This window comes from Psychrobacter sp. YGAH215 (genome assembly GCF_007280595.1).
GTDB lineage: Bacteria > Pseudomonadota > Gammaproteobacteria > Pseudomonadales > Moraxellaceae > Psychrobacter > Psychrobacter faecalis.
Genome location: NZ_VKLR01000009.1, coordinates 81,814 through 99,805, shown reverse-complemented (window position 1 = coordinate 99,805; position 17,992 = coordinate 81,814). Strand labels below are relative to the sequence as shown.

The 17,992-nt window shown below is 42.6% G+C and carries 15 protein-coding genes; 6 read left to right on the top strand and 9 right to left on the bottom strand.

Translation table 11 applies throughout. From position 1 onward, the window contains the following. Window positions 1-200: 200 nt before the first annotated feature. Window positions 201-962, top strand: coding sequence for an IS5 family transposase (locus tag FOR85_RS05375; protein ID WP_144297036.1), 762 nt, complete (start codon window positions 201-203; stop codon window positions 960-962). A 24-nt stretch (window positions 963-986) separates the two neighbouring features. Here FOR85_RS05375 and FOR85_RS05370 read toward each other — a convergent pair whose 3' ends face one another. Further along, on the bottom strand, window positions 987-2,018 hold the full coding sequence (locus tag FOR85_RS05370; protein WP_144297035.1) for an NERD domain-containing protein: 1,032 nt from the start codon (window positions 2,016-2,018) through the stop codon (window positions 987-989). A 217-nt stretch (window positions 2,019-2,235) separates the two neighbouring features. Here FOR85_RS05370 and FOR85_RS05365 point away from each other — a divergent pair, with 217 nt between their 5' ends. Then, window positions 2,236-2,841, top strand: coding sequence for a YceI family protein (locus FOR85_RS05365; protein ID WP_068407059.1), 606 nt, complete (start codon window positions 2,236-2,238; stop codon window positions 2,839-2,841). 160 nt (window positions 2,842-3,001) lie between these two features. Here the strand turns inward: FOR85_RS05365 and FOR85_RS05360 are convergent, their stop codons facing one another. The 3 genes from FOR85_RS05360 to serS form a co-directional block, all read right to left on the bottom strand. After that, the gene (locus FOR85_RS05360) at window positions 3,002-3,202 is read right to left on the bottom strand and encodes a hypothetical protein (protein WP_068407062.1); all 201 of its coding nucleotides are present in this window, start codon (window positions 3,200-3,202) and stop codon (window positions 3,002-3,004) included. A gap of 311 nt (window positions 3,203-3,513) precedes the next feature. After that, the gene (tkt, locus tag FOR85_RS05355; protein ID WP_144297034.1) at window positions 3,514-5,511 is read right to left on the bottom strand and encodes a transketolase; all 1,998 of its coding nucleotides are present in this window, start codon (window positions 5,509-5,511) and stop codon (window positions 3,514-3,516) included. A 279-nt stretch (window positions 5,512-5,790) separates the two neighbouring features. Continuing rightward, complete coding sequence (gene serS / locus FOR85_RS05350; protein ID WP_144297033.1) at window positions 5,791-7,077, bottom strand: serine--tRNA ligase; 1,287 nt, start codon at window positions 7,075-7,077, stop codon at window positions 5,791-5,793. 508 nt (window positions 7,078-7,585) lie between these two features. Here serS and FOR85_RS05345 point away from each other — a divergent pair. Together FOR85_RS05345 and FOR85_RS05340 are read left to right on the top strand one after the other, a co-directional pair. After that, a complete protein-coding gene (locus FOR85_RS05345; RefSeq protein WP_144297032.1) occupies window positions 7,586-8,251 on the top strand; it encodes a YcxB family protein in 666 nt (221 codons plus the stop codon). Window positions 8,252-8,631: 380 nt separating this feature from the next. Next, window positions 8,632-9,120 (top strand): Dps family protein, encoded by a 489-nt coding sequence (locus tag FOR85_RS05340; RefSeq protein ID WP_102077250.1) that lies wholly within the window; start codon window positions 8,632-8,634, stop codon window positions 9,118-9,120. Window positions 9,121-9,279: 159 nt separating this feature from the next. Here FOR85_RS05340 and FOR85_RS05335 read toward each other — a convergent pair whose 3' ends face one another. From FOR85_RS05335 to FOR85_RS05325, 3 genes are all read right to left on the bottom strand, one after another. After that, on the bottom strand, window positions 9,280-9,978 hold the full coding sequence (locus FOR85_RS05335) for a DUF2057 family protein (protein WP_068407077.1): 699 nt from the start codon (window positions 9,976-9,978) through the stop codon (window positions 9,280-9,282). Between the two features lie 95 nt (window positions 9,979-10,073). Further along, window positions 10,074-10,877: a DnaA regulatory inactivator Hda gene (gene hda, locus FOR85_RS05330; protein ID WP_068407080.1), complete on the bottom strand. Its 804-nt coding sequence runs from the start codon at window positions 10,875-10,877 to the stop codon at window positions 10,074-10,076. A gap of 217 nt (window positions 10,878-11,094) precedes the next feature. Then, window positions 11,095-12,201: an AI-2E family transporter gene (locus FOR85_RS05325; protein ID WP_144297031.1), complete on the bottom strand. Its 1,107-nt coding sequence runs from the start codon at window positions 12,199-12,201 to the stop codon at window positions 11,095-11,097. A 373-nt stretch (window positions 12,202-12,574) separates the two neighbouring features. Between FOR85_RS05325 and purM the strand changes: the two genes are divergently transcribed. Then, entirely contained in the window at window positions 12,575-13,624 is a 1,050-nt protein-coding gene (gene purM / locus FOR85_RS05320) for a phosphoribosylformylglycinamidine cyclo-ligase (protein WP_144297030.1), read from the top strand. Further along, window positions 13,624-14,325 (top strand): phosphoribosylglycinamide formyltransferase, encoded by a 702-nt coding sequence (gene purN / locus FOR85_RS05315; protein WP_223808521.1) that lies wholly within the window; start codon window positions 13,624-13,626, stop codon window positions 14,323-14,325. Before purM ends, purN begins: the two co-directional genes overlap by 1 nt. Window positions 14,326-14,602: 277 nt before the next feature. Here purN and FOR85_RS05310 read toward each other — a convergent pair whose 3' ends face one another. Together FOR85_RS05310 and FOR85_RS05305 are read right to left on the bottom strand one after the other, a co-directional pair. Then, window positions 14,603-15,991: an NAD-dependent succinate-semialdehyde dehydrogenase gene (locus tag FOR85_RS05310; RefSeq protein WP_144297029.1), complete on the bottom strand. Its 1,389-nt coding sequence runs from the start codon at window positions 15,989-15,991 to the stop codon at window positions 14,603-14,605. 371 nt (window positions 15,992-16,362) lie between these two features. After that, window positions 16,363-17,352 (bottom strand): LysR family transcriptional regulator, encoded by a 990-nt coding sequence (locus FOR85_RS05305; protein WP_144297028.1) that lies wholly within the window; start codon window positions 17,350-17,352, stop codon window positions 16,363-16,365. Between the last annotated feature and the right edge of the window lie 640 nt (window positions 17,353-17,992).

Below are 17,992 nucleotides of genomic sequence, written 5' to 3'. Positions count from 1 at the left end.
ACCTTGCGTTACAACTGCGTAAGGTAGTATATTTAAACCGCTTATTTATATCGATATTTATCGCAGCCCACAATTTGAGTTAAAAACACCTGACTTATTTTCGTTTTGCATAGGTGCTGTATAGAATTGAGGAACCATTGAAAAAAATAAGCAACGCCTTACTCTACTGTTTACCACAACAAAGAAATAAGGCGTCACTTATGACTCGCACCAAGCTCAACGATGAACTTTGGCACAAGCTATTTATTATATTGCGACAAATTAACGTATATAACAAGCCCAATCTAAGACGTACCGTTGAAGGCATGCTGTACCGCATAAGAGTAGGCTGTCCATGGCGAGATTTACCTTCTTATTTCGGTCATTGGTCTCGCATATATCATCAATACCGTTATTGGCGTAAAACCGGTAAATGGCAAAAGCTCATGAAAATAATCACAGCAAACTATGATAGTGAATGGTTATTTATAGACGGTAGCGTGGTCAAAGCTCATCAGCATAGTTCAGGTGCAGCCAGTCATCTTGATGAGGCCATTGGTAAAAGTGTTGCAGGTAATAGCAACAAACTGCACTTAGTGGTCGATGCTTGTGGTAACCCTATACATGTTGAGCTGACAGGTGGGCAAGTGCATGACGCTAAGATGGCAAAGACGTTGATAGATAGCACGATTAATAACCAGACTAAAGCGGTGATTGCAGACAGGGGCTACGATAGTAGTGATATTAGAGAGTGTATCTTCAAGCACTGTGCTGAGTCAGTCATACCCGTTAAGTCGAACTCTAAAAACAGCAACAATGACACACTAGACTGGTATTTGTATCGTTGCCGTCACTTGGTAGAAAACGCTTTTGCTAGGTTGAAACATTTTAGGGGCATTGCCACGCGATATGATAAGCTCAAAGATAGCTATGCAGCAGCGGTAATGCTTGCTTGTGTCTTTATCTGGTTGCCACTCATTTGAATTCTATACACACCCTAATATCACCTAATTAATATTCACCACACCGCGACACTTAGGAAATTGACTGCAACCAAAAAAGGGCTGACCTTGCTGCTGACCTTTTTTAGCAACGCGCTTGACCATCTCACTATTACACTTCGGGCAAGCGGGAGTATTATCAGAAATGATTGACGCTTCAACTTGCTCGATAATAGAAGGCTCCTTAGTAGCAGCTTTCTCTATCTTCGGCTCTGATTCCAAAACCTCAAATGGGGTAATAAAGACAGAATCATCATTAATCAGTTGAGAGATAGGCAGCACCTTGCTAGAAGGGACAAACGGTGCGTCGATCGCTTCAACTTCCGTTTGCCCAGACCATCGCAGTACTTCTCTGCTTTGAAGAATGGTCTTTTTAGAAGGTTGTTTTACTATTAATTCAGGCGCAGGCTGATTCGCTGATGTAGTAACTGACTTAGCATTTGGATTATCACTAGCTTGCTTGTTTGACGGATTATGCTTTTCTTTTAAATAGGCTTGATGCGCTCTGTTAGTACGCCAAGACTTGCTAAATCGATTGTTTTCAATTTGCTCAACAATGGCTTTGACTTCTTCATCGGTAAGCATTTTATCTTGTTTTTTCTTAATATAAGACGCCATGCCGCTCGTCAATACATGCTCTGGTAACTCATCACGAGTTTTAAGCTCACACTCGCCGATAAAGGCAATCATCGAATGGAAATAACTCATCTCAAGTTCTAATAAATCAGACAGCGTTTTTATATGCAAATAATTTTGCCGCAATGGATTTTGAAATTTATACTTGCGACCCATGATGACTTGCGTCCATTGTCTTTGCTTCTCATTACCAAAAATCCAGCCTTTATAGTTTTTGGTTTCGATGACAAAGATGCCATACCTAGAGACGATAACATGATCAATTTGGGTGCTGCCGCCATTTGCTAATGGCAAAGTGATATTGTTTAGACGATGATAAACGTCTTTTTCAAGTTTTAGCCACATGGCCACATTGATGACGGTCTCGCCGACGATACCTTTAAAGCTGGACATCAAAGACATGGTTTTCTACTATATAAAAAGTCATATTGGTTATTTTAAGCGCTAAGCCAGTGTAAAGTGTAAGTCTTACTTCTAAATCGCTCATAACTTTAATAATACATTGAAACAGCACAATTGTAGTAGGCTATCGTATTATTATTTCAGCTATAACGCTCAGTTGTGCCCTAAAAGCATGTTCAATACTGACGACTTTAATACCACCCTTTGGATCATACGTATGAATACTCGCGCCGCCTCTTTGTTAAAGATTACGCTTGGTACCTCTTTATTATTATCTTTGCCTATAATGGGAGTCGCCGCCAACACGATGCCACAAAAGTGGAAACTGGACGTGCCTAAGACCAGTGCTGATTTTGAGGTCAAGTATTTAGGCAAGGCGACCACTGACGGTAAGTTTCGTAAAGTAAATGGATCGATCAATTATGACGTCAAAAAGCCTGAGAGTACGACCATTAATTTTACCGTGCATACCGATAGCATCGATACCGAGCGCAAGCTACGTGACTCTTTTTTGCGCCGTAAAGAGCTGCTCAATACGCAGCAATATCCGACGATGACGTTTGTCTCAAAAAAGATCAAGATGATTACGCCGAAAGAGGCCAATGTCACGGGCGACTTTACCGCTTTAGGTCAAACCAAACCGTTAACGGTAAGAGTGACTTTATCTGATGTAGAGATTGACCCCGCCACCTCTCAACCGACGTTAAAGTTTCGCGCGACAGGTATGGTCGATCGCTATAGCTATGGAGTGACAGCTTTCCCGAAACTGATTAGCAATATCATCCCCCTTGAGATATCAGGGAAGCTGATTGCAGCCAATTGATTAAGTGACAAAAAACCCAACTTAGAATTTCTAAGTTGGGTAGATAACACCATAGATTTTTAAGACGATACTTACAGAAACGCTTAATTATTTAAAAATATTATGACCTAAAAATGACTCGAAAATCGATTAAATATTAAAAATATATTTTCTAACGTTTTTAGTACTGCCATATTTGCTCTTCTGCTATACCAGTCTTATCTATTTTATTTCTTCTTTTCTGAATTTTAGTATCTATTTTTTCTTGCTTTTTCATCGCCTTTTGGTTGATATCGTCTATCATTGCCTGAATCTTTTTATCAATTTTATCCTGTTCTTTTTGACGCAGCTTGTCTACTTTATCCAGCTCTTTTTGACGCACCTTGTCTATTAATCAACGTGCCAGTACAAAACAGGTACACGTCCTTAAGCTCGCTTTAAATTAGCGAACTAGATATAACACTAACAACGGTCAACTATAAAACAACACATCAAGCTTGGTTATAGAGCGGCTGGTCGAACTTTGCGTTACCATTTAACGACTCATGGTGCATTATGTTTCGACACTAACCTACCCAGCAATCTATTTACAGGGCTTTTATAATATTTCAAAACCAAAAGTTAATCACAAAAAAAAGAGCCACCAGATTTCTCTAATAGCTCTTTTTTTGATTACTAACTAATTTAGGTCTATTACACCAAACTATTTACTGCATCAACCACCGCTTCAGTGGTAATACCGAACTCTTTATACAGCTCATCAGCAGGCGCTGATTCACCATAAGTCGTCATTCCGATAACTTTGCCATCTAGACCGACAAACTTATACCAGTAATCGACATGTGCTGCTTCTACCGCTACGCGGGCGCGGATATTAGCTGGCAATACCGCTTCACGGTAGCTCGTCTCTTGCTCTACGAAAATCTCGGCACATGGCATAGAGACCACACGCACGCCAACGCCATTTGCACTTAACGTCTCGTGCGCTTGCATAGCTAAGCCAACTTCTGAACCTGTCGCGATGATAATTGCTTGTAACTCGCCTTGCTCTTTCGCTAACACATAGCCACCTTTAGCGATGTTAGCGACTTGCTCAGCATCACGTGCTTGATGTGGCAAGCTTTGACGGCTAAAGATCAATGCTGATGGATTGTTTTCGGACTTAATTGCTTCAACCCAAGCGCTGGCCGATTCGGTCGCATCACACGGACGCCATGTGCGTAGATTTGGCGTGGTACGTAAGCTAGTCAATTGCTCAACTGGCTGATGCGTCGGGCCATCTTCACCCAGGCCGATAGAGTCATGAGTATAAACATGAATCACACGCTGCTTCATGAGTGCGCCCATACGTACCGCATTACGCGCGTATTCCATAAACATCAGGAAGGTCGCCACATAAGGGATAAAGCCGCCATGCAACGCGATACCATTGGCAATCGCGGTCATACCAAACTCGCGCACGCCATAATAGATATAGTTGCCATCGCTATCTTTTTCGATGCCTTTCGCACCTTTAAATAGCGTAAGGTTTGAACCTGCCAGATCCGCTGAACCGCCCAACAATTCTGGTAGTAACGGCTGTAAGGTATTGATCGCATTTTGACTGGCTTTACGACTGGCAACATCACCGCCCTGCTCTTGCGTTTGCTGAATATAGGCTTGTGCTTGGCTTTCAAAATCCGCTGGCAATTCACCGTTTAAGCGGCGTAGTAGCTCGCTTGCCAATTCTGGATAGGCTTTTTTATAGGCTTCAAAGTCCGCATCCCAGTTCTTTTGCTGTACGTCGCCTTTAGCTTTAGCATCCCATGCTTCATAGATTTCGTCATCTAATTCAAACGGCGCATGAGTCCATGCTAAAGCGTCACGGGTCAAGACGATTTCATCATCACCAAGCGGCGCACCATGACTAGCTGCTAAGCCTTGCTTGTTCGGGCTACCCGCACCAATCGTCGTTTTACAAATAATTAAGCTTGGCTTAGCGGACTCAGCAATGGCTTGCTCAGTGGCTTTGGTAATCTCATCGGTATCGTGACCATCGACTTTGATGACCTGCCAGCCATAGGCCTCAAAGCGCGCTTGCGTATCATCAGTGAACCAGCCTTCGACATCGCCATCGATTGAGATGCCATTATCATCATAGAAAAAGACCAATTTGCCCAAACCTAACGTGCCAGCCAATGAGCAAACTTCATGGCTGATACCTTCCATCAAGCAGCCATCGCCTAAGAACGCATAAGTATGATGGTCAACGATGTTATGGCCGTCACGGTTGAACTGCGCCGCTAGTGTCTTCTCTGCAATCGCAAAACCAACGGCATTGGCAATACCCTGACCTAGTGGACCCGTTGTGGTTTCAATCCCTGGCGTATAGCCAAGTTCAGGATGGCCTGGAGTTTTTGAATGCAGCTGACGAAAGCCTTTTAAATCATCAACGCTGACATCATAGCCTGATAAATGCAGCAAGGAATAAATGAGCATCGAGCCATGACCGTTTGATAGTACAAAGCGATCGCGGTTGTGCCATTGCGGGTCAGCAGGATTGTGCTTTAAAAATTTGCGCCACAATACTTCGGCAATATCAGCCATGCCCATCGGCGCGCCTGGGTGTCCAGAATTGGCTTTTTGAACCGCGTCGAACGACAGTACACGGATGGCATTGGCAAGTTTGCGTTCATTAATTGGGGTCGGCATAGAGTGTCCTAATATTCGAATGAAAAGTATGGAGCATAAGAGAAAGGGTTACTCAGAGGGCAATCCATCAGAAATACGACAAAAATACAATGGATGTCATCAAAAGATAGACTATAAAATCACATGCAATATTAACATATTTGCCATCTGGCAATCTAAAAATGCGCTGACAGAAGCGTTTGTATTTAACAATCATTCGTATCAGTTTTATTAAACCAATACGTATGAAAAAACCGCGAGTCAGCAACCAACCCGCAGTTTAGATAAAAAACTAAATCATTAAGCTAAAATGGTTTCAACTCCGCCCATGAACGGACGCAATACTTCAGGAATGGTGATACTACCATCAGCATCTTGATGATTTTCCATCACTGCCAATAACGTACGACCGACTGCCAAACCTGAACCATTTAGCGTATGCGCTAGGCTGGTTTGCTTGCCATCTTTAACGCGCGTGCCCATACGGCGAGCTTGGAAGTCGCCACAGTTTGAGCAGCTTGAGATTTCACGATAAGTATCTTGGCTTGGCAACCACACTTCGATGTCATAAGTTTTTTGAGCGGCAAAGCCCATATCGCCAGTACATAGTTTGACCACACGGTACGGCAGATTCAACTGCTGCAAAATGTACTCAGCTTGTGCCGTCATCGCCTCAAGTAAGTCATCTGATTGCTCAGCGGTAGCGATATTGACCATCTCAACTTTTTCAAACTGATGCTGACGGATTAGACCACGGGTATCGCGACCATGCGAGCCCGCTTCACTACGGAAACATGGCGTATGGGCGGTAAATTTTAACGGCAGCTCTTTGATATCCAAACGCTCACCGCGTACCAAGTTAGTCATGGGCACTTCGGCCGTTGGAATCAGATAAAAATCTGTACCTTCGTTATTGGTATGATTGGTCAATTTAAACAAATCTTCTTCAAATTTTGGCAGTTGGCCGGTGCCTTTTAGGCTCTCGCTATTGACGATATAAGGCACATAAGTCTCAAGATAGCCGTACTTGACCGTATGGGTGTTCAACATAAACTGAATCAAAGCGCGATGCATCTGTGCCAGCTGCCCTTTGAGCACATTAAAACGACTACCGGTCAGCTTGGTGGCCGCTTCAAAATCCAGCATGCCCAAGGTTTCGCCGATATGGGTATGGTCTTGAATCTCAAAATCAAACGCGCGCGGCGTTCCCCATTTGCGCACTTCGACGTTATCATCTTCTGATGTCCCGACTGGCACATCGGCGGCTGGGATATTTGGGATTTGCATGGCCGCTTGGCTAATGCGTTCTTGCAAGGTACGCAGCTCATCTTCAGCTGTCTTAATCTCACCGCTGACACTTTGCATCTCAGCCAACAGTTCGCTGGCATCTGCGCCCGATTTTTTTAGCGCACCCACTTGCTTAGCACCGGCATTACGACGCGATTGCAGCTCTTCGGTTTTGACTTGCAAAGACTTACGTTCGTTTTCGATACTTTGCCAAAACGCCATATCAAGCGCATAACCACGCGTGGCCAGCTGCTGTTGTAAATCCGTTAAATCACCGCGTAAGAGTTTTGGGTCAATCATAATAGTTGCCTGTAGCGCCAAAAGTGAGTAAGAAATAAAAAGGGAAAATAGTAGCCAATTTATATCAAAAAAATATGAAATAACGTGCCCAGCCTTATAAAATCGTTATAAAGCTGCCCGATAACGCCATCTCAATCTGAACCATAAATAATAGTCACTATCATACCAATACCAAGCAGATTTGACCATGTTTTGGCTATATTTTGCCAAAATCTAGCACTTTCTTTGCACAAGCTTTATGGGTTAAATAACAAACAATAAAAGTCACATCATGCTCTTATACATCAAGTTCTCTCATTGACCTTAGTATAAATAAGGATGCTATCTGAAAAATAACCGAGCTATTGGTCGACAGACCCGCTTATATGTTTCATTTAAGAGCAGTTTTCGGTAAGATAAGCGCATATCTTTATTCTACTTTCCGCCAAGCATCGCTAAGTATGGCATCGCAGCCTCGCTTTGGCGCTTTTCATCCCACGCTTTTAAAATACGTATCTGAGAAACCTTTATGGCCCTGTACCCCTACACGCTTCAACCTGTCGCCTTAAACCTAACCGAGGCCGAATTTCATCAAGCCCAATATGAGCTATTTGCCAGTGCCAGCCCGTCGTTTGGTCTGTCGAGTATTAAGATGAAAGAGTGGATTATTATGGCAGTCGTCGTCATATTAGCCATCGCGGGCTTGGTTTTTTTAACTGGTTATTCAACCATTATCTTTTGGCTTATGCTAGCGGCGGTGGTCATTTATCTATTGGTACGTACCCTTGGCTTTAAATGGTATGTCAAAAAAGAGTTTGAAAAACAAGTTGCTGACCAAGAAATGCCTGATGAGATGCGTCAGATGAAATTGGGCGTGCAAAAGCATGGTTTAGTCATAGCAATGCCAGTCAATCAGCCTGATATGTTTAATAGCAATCAGATGCGCGGTATGCAGATGCGTGCTGGTAGCACTCAGCAAGCGGTTATTCCTTGGAGCGCCGTCAAAAGCTGGGATGAAACCGATGACTACATCTTCATGATGTTTGAGCTAAAAGGTCAACAGGGCAGCCAAATCATTCCTAAGCGTTTACAAGCGCAAAAATTCCCAATCGATACCGTACGTCAGCACCTACAAGAAGTCATTGCCGTTAAAGGCTTAAACCCTGAAAACTTACAGCCACCTGCAAAACTATAAAAGTGACTTTTAAATTAAGAAGTGGCTTTTAAAGTGCTGTGGTTAGTCGTTTTTTATAATTCAGCATTAAACTTGTATAGGTGTTGGCTTTATAAAATAGTATGAATAGCGTGGATATTGTGACTTTATAATTCTATCAAATCAATCACAGACTTAGATTAATTGAATTTAACTTATCATAGTATCTTTGCTATTATAATAAGCATAAACAGACAAGGTATAGATACCTAAAAACCTGTAGAAGATATATAACGAGCATAGCAATGCAGGATATGACTTGCTACACTCTTAGACTTCTACATTTGCCTTAGATGATTAAGTCTAAGTTTATAAAAATAACCAATCTCTTAAATCAACACTCAAACTATAAGGATAATATTATGAGTAATACTAATAATGCAACCAACCAAATCGGTCTAGAAAAAGCAGATATGAGCGAAGTGATTGATAAGTTAAACGACTTATTATCAAGCTATCATATGTTTTATATCAACGTACGTGGTTATCACTGGAACGTAAAAGGTGAGCATTTCTTCACCTTGCACCCACAGTTCGAAGAGCTATATACCAATTTGCAAGTAGAAATTGATGAAATCGCTGAGCGTATCTTAACCTTGGGTGGCACGCCACTGCATGCTTATAGCGACTTTAGTCAACATACCAACATTCAAGAAGATAAAAACGTTAAAGACGGTAATGCTTGTGTGCAAGGTGTGGTGACTGGCCTACAAGCGCTGATTGAAGAGCAACGCGAAGTGTCAGCATTGGCAGAACGAGCTGAAGACCAAGGTACAGCCGATTTAGTTGATGAGTATGTACAACAACAAGAAAAGCTGGTTTGGATGTATAACGCTTTTTTGGCTAAATAACGGCTAAACAGATAAATACATAAAACCATTTATCACTCAATTCGTTTATTAACTGAATAGATAGTAAGTAAGGAAAAAGCACCTAATTTAGGTGCTTTTTTTGTGTTCGCTTTGCTAAAAATCGATAAACGTTAAGCTCTTTCAATAGCTGAACCTATTCTACTTCTCAATCCACTGGCGTATTTTTTCACGCTCTGCTGGCGTTGCTTGTAACCAAAGTTGCATAAACTGATCTAAAGTACTGGTAGAGGCAGCAGCGCTTGTCGTTTGCTGAACTGTGGTCACAGCACCTGTATTGACAGTGCTGGCAGTAGGTTGACCTAACGCAGCAATGGCACGTTGGTTTTGTAGCTCAGCATCATTTGCGCCGCCAAATACACCACCCAATGTTTTACCCAAACCTGATAGCAAACCACCTTGGCTGCCTTCCAAAGCTTGCTGACTGGCAACTACTGTATTATTCTGTTGCACCGCTAGGGTTGGACGCTTGGCATACTCTCTTGCTGCTTCATATTTTTCTGGCTGATTTGGCATAACGAGACGATAGGTCTGATTATCTTTTAATTCAGCCGTCACACTCACATTACCCGAGCGCAAATAATCGTGCTCATCACGGCGCAAGTTATATAAACGATCATATTTAGCGGTAATCGCATGCTGACCAGGCTCTAAGGTAAACGACTTCGTCAGCGGCTGAAACGGGCTTTGCTGGATTTCTTGCCCATTGATAGCGGTCACTTTGATATGGTCATCAACAAGCAAGGTCACTGCCGCGTGCGATAACATCGATACTGAGCCTGCAGCAATTAATAAGGAGCCAACAGTCAGTTTTTTTAGCAAAGAAGCGTTTGGTTTCATAAGTTATTCCAAGGATAGTAAAGTAGCGGTATAAAGGGCGTGTCTATGAACATTAAAAACTAATTATTAAAAGCTAAAGGTCAAAAAACGAAAGGTTAAAAGTCGAGCGGCATGGTATGTTGATCTTGATTAGCGACCTCATTGTCACCTTGCGTTTCTTGGGCGATATCAGCAAGCTCGGCGGCGAGCGTCTGCTCATCAATCGTGCGCAGCGCATCGCTAATGACCGCTTTGGATATATTACTACGACCAAGGTTAGAAAACATCGGCTGAATGTAATTTAGGACGTCCATCATAGCGCCGATACGATGCGGCCCTTCGGTGAGTAAATGATTGATAATACGCTCATCAAACTGCCAACCGCGGCGGCGTAAGATAGATTGTAGCAAAGCTTGACGGTCTGCCAAATCATGACCGGTTGGCACTTTAAAGCTTGGTGACTGCGCCAAACGGGTGAGGAGATCTGTTAACTGAAACGGTAATTCGGTCGCAGGTTTGTTGGAGGCAAAAATCAGCTGCCGTTGTCCTTCTCGGCTACGATTAATTAGGTGAAATAAGGCTTCTTGCCATTGGCTGCTTTGCTCAAGCACTTCTAAATCATCAATCGCAATCAAGGAAAAATTTTCTAAAGAAGATAAAACATTGACATCGGTATGAATCAGCTCATTTAATGACAGACAAATCGCGGATTTGTCCATCTCGATAAACGACTCACAGATGGCGGATAATAAGTGCGACTTGCCCGTCTCTGGGCTGCCAAATAGGTACAGCTGACCTATCAGGCCGACATGTAGCTGCCGCACTGCATCGATAATAGACATCCAACCTGGACCGGCAAAGTCGCTGAGACTCGCATCATGCTTAATGTCCAGATTGAGACTTAGCTGTGCTTCTGCCATGAATCATCAACTCGGTTTGCGTAGCGCAATCACTAAAAAGGCTAAACGACTAATATTCTGTAAACTGGCTTTGCTAACTTTCACATTTAGCAAAGCCAACCTAATAACGGTAAATACCGTTAATACTGCGCCTATATATAACATATTTGCAAAATGACTGACAAGTCTTTTACCCATTAAGCCCAATCTATCATTATTCATAGAATGTCTGGGCGATTTATTTTTCTTCAAATAACGCCAATTGTTTACGGCCTTTATAAAAGTCAGTAGATTGATAATAGGCGTACAAATGACGGAATAAAACGTTGAGGACAGCGGATACCGGTAGCGCAATCAGCATACCGACGAAGCCAAGTAAACTCGCCCCTGCCAATACGGCAAATATAACCCATAACGGCGATAAACCGATTTTGTCGCCCAACAATAACGGTTGTAAAATATAACCCTCTGCCGCTTGTCCGACCAAAAACGCACCAACCACCAAGGCTAGATAAGTCCAATCCAGACCAAATTGGAATAAAGAGGCGATAATCGCGGCGATAAAACCGATACCAAAGCCTAAATACGGTACGAAGCTTGCGATACCAGCCACCATACCAATAATCAAACCAAGCTCAAGCCCAATAAGCTGGAGCTGTACAGCATAAATGACGCCTAATAATACCATGACCAATAATTGACCTTTAATAAATGCCATTAAGGCTTGATCGCATTCTTTAGCAATGGCAACCACCTTTTTACAATAAGGCGCCGGAATTGCCATTTTCCAAGTATGCAGACGCTGATCCCAATTAAATAGGAAATAAAAGGTTAAAATCGGCACCAGTACAATCAAGCCAGCATTATTAATAAAATTCATACTAGAGACCAAAATTTGGCTCATCATGCTGCTGGCATCAGCGAACTTATAATTGGTCTGCATATAATCAACTAAAGTATCAGAGAAACCTTTGCTTTCTAATTCTGGCAGACGAATACGGCTGTTATTGATAAACCACTCACGTACAACTTGGTTATACCAATTTAATACTTTGGGTAGATATTCCCACGCCGCTTGCAGTTGATGCCATAAAGTCGGTATTAACCACCAAAGCAGCAGCACCATACCAAGCGTAATCGTCGAATAAACGATGATAATGGCTATCCAACGCTTGATATATTTTGATAAACGCTTAACCAGCGGATTAAACAAATACGCCAACACAAAAGCCACGACAAACGGCACGATGACCGGCATCATCAAATACAATAAAAATACCGCTATAACAATCGCAACGACGATAAATAAGCGCCGAAAAAAGGGATCTATTGGTTGGTTTATCATTAAGGGTAACCCTACGATTAAGTCAATGTAAAATACTGGCATCTGATGATTAGTTCACTGAAATATGTCTTCAGCGGCTTTATATTTGTCATGGTCATTAGCAGCGTCATTGTCGTAGGTTTTGCCAACGACTTTGGCGTTATATTATCGCAGAGTCGAACAAAAAATCAGTCATTTTTTGTTTCTTAATTTTTTATTGCACCTAAGACAGCTTTATTAGCTCTCTTCTGCAAATATCCGCCAAATATTGGCAAGTTGCTTTGCGGCTAAGGGTCATTTTTGGGTATAATGCGCGCACTATCTGCAAAACTAACACGACCGATCCGCTTTTCTACTGACAGACCTTCATTCCTTATAAATTTGTGAGATGACCATGAGTAACAAGCCTTCTTTAAGCTACAAAGATGCTGGCGTTGATATTGATGCCGGCGATGCGTTGGTGCAACGTATTAAATCAGTGGCAAAAGCCACCTCTCGTCCTGAGGTTGTGGGCGGACTTGGCGGTTTTGGGGCGCTTTGTCGTATTCCGACTGGTTATACCTCACCGTTGTTGGTTTCGGGCACTGACGGTGTCGGTACTAAGCTCAAATTGGCATTACAATTAAACCGTCATGACACCATCGGTATCGACTTGGTGGCTATGTGCGTCAATGATTTATTGGTTTGCGGTGCTGAGCCATTGTTTTTCTTAGATTATTATGCAACTGGCAAGCTTGATGTCGATGTCGCGGCAACTGTTGTCACGGGTATCGGCGAAGGCTGTAAATTATCAAATTGCGCGCTTATCGGCGGCGAAACCGCTGAGATGCCGGGCATGTATCAAGATGATGATTATGACCTAGCCGGTTTCTGTGTGGGCGTAGTCGAAGAAGCGGAAGTCATCACTGGTGAAAACGTCAGCGAGGGCGATGTATTAATCGCTCTTGCTTCAAGTGGCGCGCATTCTAATGGCTACTCATTGGTACGTAAAGTCATCGAAGTTAGCGGTATTGATGTCACGACAAGCGATGAGCAATTAGATGGTCAGCCTATTCAGGATGCGCTGATGGCACCTACCCGCATTTATGTTAAAGCCATTAAAGCGTTGCAAGATAGCCTTGGTAGCTCAGCCTTACATGCGATGTCGCATATCACTGGTGGCGGCTTAACCGATAATCTGCCACGTGTACTACCAGATAATTTAGCCGCTAGCATTGATACGAGCAGCTGGCAGTTCTCAGAGCTATTTACGTGGCTACAAACCCATGGCAATATCGAGCAAAGTGAGATGTACCGCACCTTTAACTGCGGCATCGGTTTTGTCATCGTTGTACCTAAAGACAAAGCAGAAGCGGCTATCAAGACCTTAAATGATGCAGGCGAAAAAGCTTGGAAATTGGGTGAAATGGTGAGCCGTGAAGCGGACGCCGTGGTGTACCGTTAATGCCAGACGACAATTTAAAAAGCATGGCAAAGCAATCAGCTAAGCCGTTACGCGTCGCTGTTTTGGTATCGGGTAGTGGTAGCAACCTGCAAGTATTGATCAATACCATGCAAGCTGGCGCGCTACCGATTGAGATTGTTGGCGTCATCAGTAACCGTGAAGACGCTTATGCCATCACACGCGCTAATGACGCTGCTATTCCAGTTGCCGTCTTATCTCACGTTGCGAGCGGCAAACGTATGGGGATCAAAACCTTTGAAACCCATGCTAATGCTCAATTAACCACTTGGCAGCCTGATGTGATTGTGCTTGCAGGATTTATGCGGGTATTAAGCGCCTCATTTATCGATAATGCGCCTGCGCCAATGATTAACCTGCACCCTGCTCTACTGCCTGCTTATAAGGGTCTAGATACCCATCAGCGTGCCATACAAGCGGGCGAACGCCATCACGGCTGTAGTATTCATGTGGTCACCGCCGAGCTTGATGCCGGTGCGGTGTTGACTCAAGCGCTGCTTGAAGTTGATTACAAAGACACTGCGGATAGCCTGCAAGCACGCGTACAAAAAGCAGAGCATCAATTACTACCGTGGACGATATTCCTAATTGCTAAGGGCATTATTGACTTAGATAATCTGCCTGAGGAGACTAAATCATCTTATCTACCGGCTTTACCGTTAAAGCTATGGTTAGATGTTTAAGCTTTTCTAATAAACTAAAAAGCAGAATCCATAACGGGTTCTGCTTTTTTATGCTTAAGTCAAAGATAATATATAGTGAGTGAAAAGTAATATCGATACATCACGCACTGCTGATATCAATTTTTCTTGCTTGCTGTGCGTGCGTAGACAAAGGCTACAAAAAATTGATATCAGCCATACCGTCGCGTTTTTAAGATATTTTGACTGTATAGCAAAAAAATACCTCGTTACTGAATAACGAGGCATTTCAAATAATAAATCTAAAGCAGTTCAATCATTAAGCAGGCTTTTTATCAACCACATGTACTGCTTTAATATTGACAAACTCTTTAATACCAAAGCCACCATGTTCACGGCCATAGCCTGAATCCTTCACGCCACCAAATGGCAGACCTGGATTGACCAAATTATAGCCATTGATATAAACCATCCCCGTATCGAAATGCTGCTGGGCTAAATTGATCGCTTTTTCTTCATCTTTTGAGAATATAGCACCGCCGAGTCCATAGCGACTATCATTGGCAATACGGAAAGCATCGTCTTGGTCTTTCGCACGGATAAGCGCGGCAACAGGACCAAATAACTCATCTTTATAAGCTGGTTGATCGGGTTTGATATTTTCCAAAATCGTTGGTGGATAAAACGCGCCCGGCTTATCAGGTACTTCGCCGCCAATCGTAATGGTCGCACCTTTATCCACGCTTTCTTGCACTTGCTTGTGCAAAGTATCGCGTTGTTTGCTACTCGACATCGGACCTACGTCAGTCGACTCTTCCATTGGATCGCCAACTTTATAGCTGTTGAATTTTTCGATCACCAAATCTCGGAATTTATCATATACGCTATCGACGACGACAAAGCGTTTGGCTGCGATACACGTTTCACCGTTATTATACAAACGTGCATGGGCGCAAGTTGCTGCTGCTAGATCTAAGTCGGCATCCTCTAGCACAATAAAGGCATCATTCGAGCCAAGTTCCATAACCGTCTTTTTCAGTACTTTGGCGGCTTGCTGCGCCACTACTCGGCCAGCGACATCACTACCCGTTAAGGTAACACCGCGTACTTTTTCGTGCTCGATCACTTTTTCAGATTGATCATGATTGATAATCAAGGCACGGAATAAGCCTTCTGGTAAGTCAGATTCTTGCATGATTTTTTCAATCAATTGACCTGAGCCAGTCACGTTGGATGCGTGCTTAAGCAGGATACTGTTACCAGCCATTAAATTAGCAATAGTATAGCGAAATACTTGGTAAGCGGGGAAGTTCCACGGCTGGATACCATAAATAATACCAATAGGGTCATAGCTAATTAAGCCTTTTTTAATCCCTTCAATATCGCGTTCATCGTCAGCTAAAGCAGCAACGCCTTCACCCGCGGTAAAATCGCAAATCGCTTTACATAAATCTACTTCAGCTAAGCTTGCCTCTAAGGTCTTACCACGCTCTTCAGTCATTAGCTTCGCAAGCTCGTCCTTATACTTCATTAGCGTCTCGCCAATCGAGTTAATGACTTTGGCGCGCTCATCGGCACCAACCAAACGCCATTTTGAAAACGCTTCGTGCGAGGCATCGATGATTTTGTTCACTTCATCATCGCTCATATAAGTGTAATTTTTAATGTCTTTACCTGTTGCTGGATTCACAGTGGTAATATCTGCCATGATAATTGCCCTTATTTATTTGCTTATTATGTAATGGATATTTGATAAACGAGCCATGATGACTAAGAAATACTCTATCGTTAAGTGTGTCGATATTATCGAATTACTTAACAATGCTCGCTTTAGTTGTCTTTTTTCTTAATGTCCATTTAGCATAACAAAATGCACCAGCGGTAGTTTTACAAGTTATGAAGAAGTGTGCGTAAGATGTTAATAATGTGACACCCTTATAAAGACTGGCTTTATTTAAAAAAACTAAATTTAGAGAATCTTTTGAGTTAAGGAGCTTTTAAATTAAAAACCTTGATATAAAAATGGAGGCAATAAAAAAACCAGCCCATGATACATGCGCTGGTTCTTTAAAAGTTGTGCTAAAACAAATGGTTAATGACTGGAATCTCTGGTGGCGGATTCTCTTCTTCGGCGACTACTTGCCGTGCTACATGCATAATCAGCTGACGTAACCAACGATGCGCTGGGTGATGCTGTAACAATGGTGACCACGCCATCGTCAGCTCAAACTCAGGAATAAAGAACGGTGGCTCTTCCATAATGATACTGTCATTATTGGCCTGCATTCTCGCCACCCGCGTCGGCAAGGTCGCAATCAAGTCTTTATTGGCGGCAAGCATCGCTGGCATTTGATAGTGACGGGTAAAGACGCTGATTTGACGCTTTTGTCCTAGACGTTGCAATGCCTGATCGATAGAACCAAGCCCACCTGATTTTTCTGGATTGACCCCAAAGCCAACGCCCATACCTGTTTTGGACACCCAAACATGCTGCGCTTTTAGATAGTTTTTTAAGTTAAAACGATTGGCATATGGCCCTTCAGCGGATAACAAACAGCTAAATGTATCGCGCCAAACCAATACTTGGTGGAAACTTTGCGGAATCTCATTAAAACGGTTAATCGCTAAATCTACGCGACCTTGCTCCATATCACGGTAGGAAACATCAGAGGGCGTCAAGAAGTCCAAAATCACATTGGGCGCTTCAGAGCGTAGTGCTTTGACCAGTTTTGGCACCAAAGTCGCCTCAGCATAATCTGAGGTCATAATACGAAAAACCCGCGAGGTACTATAAGGACGAAACTCGGTACGCGGCTCAAGCACTTGCGTCAAATCTGCTAATATCTCACGAATACGCGGCTGCAGCTCAAGCGCGCGTTCTGTCGGCGTCATACCTTCCGATGAGCGCACCAATAACGGGTCATTAAATAACTTACGTAGGCGCCGCAAAATATTACTCATCGCCGGCTGGGTAATGCCGAGCTGCTCAGCTGCACGTGTGACGTTTTTTTCACGTAGTAGTACATCTAAATGTACCAACAAATTCAAATCAACCCGCTGCAAATCCATATCTATTTCTCTTTACCGTAGAATAAATGCCACCATAAGCTTAAAAAAGCGCGGCATCTTCCGTTCTATTATTTTGCAAAATTGTTTTTCGACTGCTTAAATCAAGCGTTTTTCTAACTAAATAATTTTAATATATGCTTATTATACCCCAGTTTACCCTGCTCAAGCCATTGTTATATCTATACTATAACTAAATGAAATACCCAAGATAATATTCATAAACTAGATAAATCAGGGTAACCTAGTTATAGTGCTTAGCAAGCGCTGATAAGTCATTTTTAAATCTTATGTCATCAGCACGGCTTTTAACGAATCAATGATGCCTGCTATTTTATCGCATTTTTATACTAAAAGATGGTCAGAAAGCTTATTGCGTAAGCTTTATTATGCAAGCCGTTTTTTATAAATTTGGCGTTTTGCTCGCGGCAGTTCTTAGGCTTGAATTGATGCTATATACGCTTTAGGCTAATAAGTGGTTTAACTGGCAAGCACATCTTAACTAAAACAGCGTCAATTAAATCTAAAAAATAAAAGCTGACCAATAAGACAGGTTTTATTTGCTTTTATAATCATTTTCTTATAGTTTAGTAAAGATTGCTCAGGCAAAAGGTTTATATCCCGAACTTTACTTTTGCCAATG

What these genes read in the sequence shown, in the direction of transcription:
- FOR85_RS05325 (WP_144297031.1), bottom strand. Translation starts at nt 12,201, where the DNA reads ATGATAAACCAACCAATAGATCCCTTTTTTCGGCGCTTATTTATCGTC.
- FOR85_RS05310 (WP_144297029.1), bottom strand. Translation starts at nt 15,991, where the DNA reads ATGGCAGATATTACCACTGTGAATCCAGCAACAGGTAAAGACATTAAA.
- FOR85_RS05335 (WP_068407077.1), bottom strand. Translation starts at nt 9,978, where the DNA reads ATGAAACCAAACGCTTCTTTGCTAAAAAAACTGACTGTTGGCTCCTTA.
- FOR85_RS05370 (WP_144297035.1), bottom strand. Translation starts at nt 2,018, where the DNA reads ATGTCTTTGATGTCCAGCTTTAAAGGTATCGTCGGCGAGACCGTCATC.
- FOR85_RS05365 (WP_068407059.1), top strand. Translation starts at nt 2,236, where the DNA reads ATGAATACTCGCGCCGCCTCTTTGTTAAAGATTACGCTTGGTACCTCT.
- FOR85_RS05375 (WP_144297036.1), top strand. Translation starts at nt 201, where the DNA reads ATGACTCGCACCAAGCTCAACGATGAACTTTGGCACAAGCTATTTATT.
- serS (WP_144297033.1), bottom strand. Translation starts at nt 7,077, where the DNA reads ATGATTGACCCAAAACTCTTACGCGGTGATTTAACGGATTTACAACAG.
- hda (WP_068407080.1), bottom strand. Translation starts at nt 10,877, where the DNA reads ATGGCAGAAGCACAGCTAAGTCTCAATCTGGACATTAAGCATGATGCG.
- FOR85_RS05340 (WP_102077250.1), top strand. Translation starts at nt 8,632, where the DNA reads ATGAGTAATACTAATAATGCAACCAACCAAATCGGTCTAGAAAAAGCA.
- purN (WP_223808521.1), top strand. Translation starts at nt 13,624, where the DNA reads ATGCCAGACGACAATTTAAAAAGCATGGCAAAGCAATCAGCTAAGCCG.
- purM (WP_144297030.1), top strand. Translation starts at nt 12,575, where the DNA reads ATGAGTAACAAGCCTTCTTTAAGCTACAAAGATGCTGGCGTTGATATT.
- FOR85_RS05345 (WP_144297032.1), top strand. Translation starts at nt 7,586, where the DNA reads ATGGCCCTGTACCCCTACACGCTTCAACCTGTCGCCTTAAACCTAACC.
- tkt (WP_144297034.1), bottom strand. Translation starts at nt 5,511, where the DNA reads ATGCCGACCCCAATTAATGAACGCAAACTTGCCAATGCCATCCGTGTA.
- FOR85_RS05305 (WP_144297028.1), bottom strand. Translation starts at nt 17,352, where the DNA reads ATGGATTTGCAGCGGGTTGATTTGAATTTGTTGGTACATTTAGATGTA.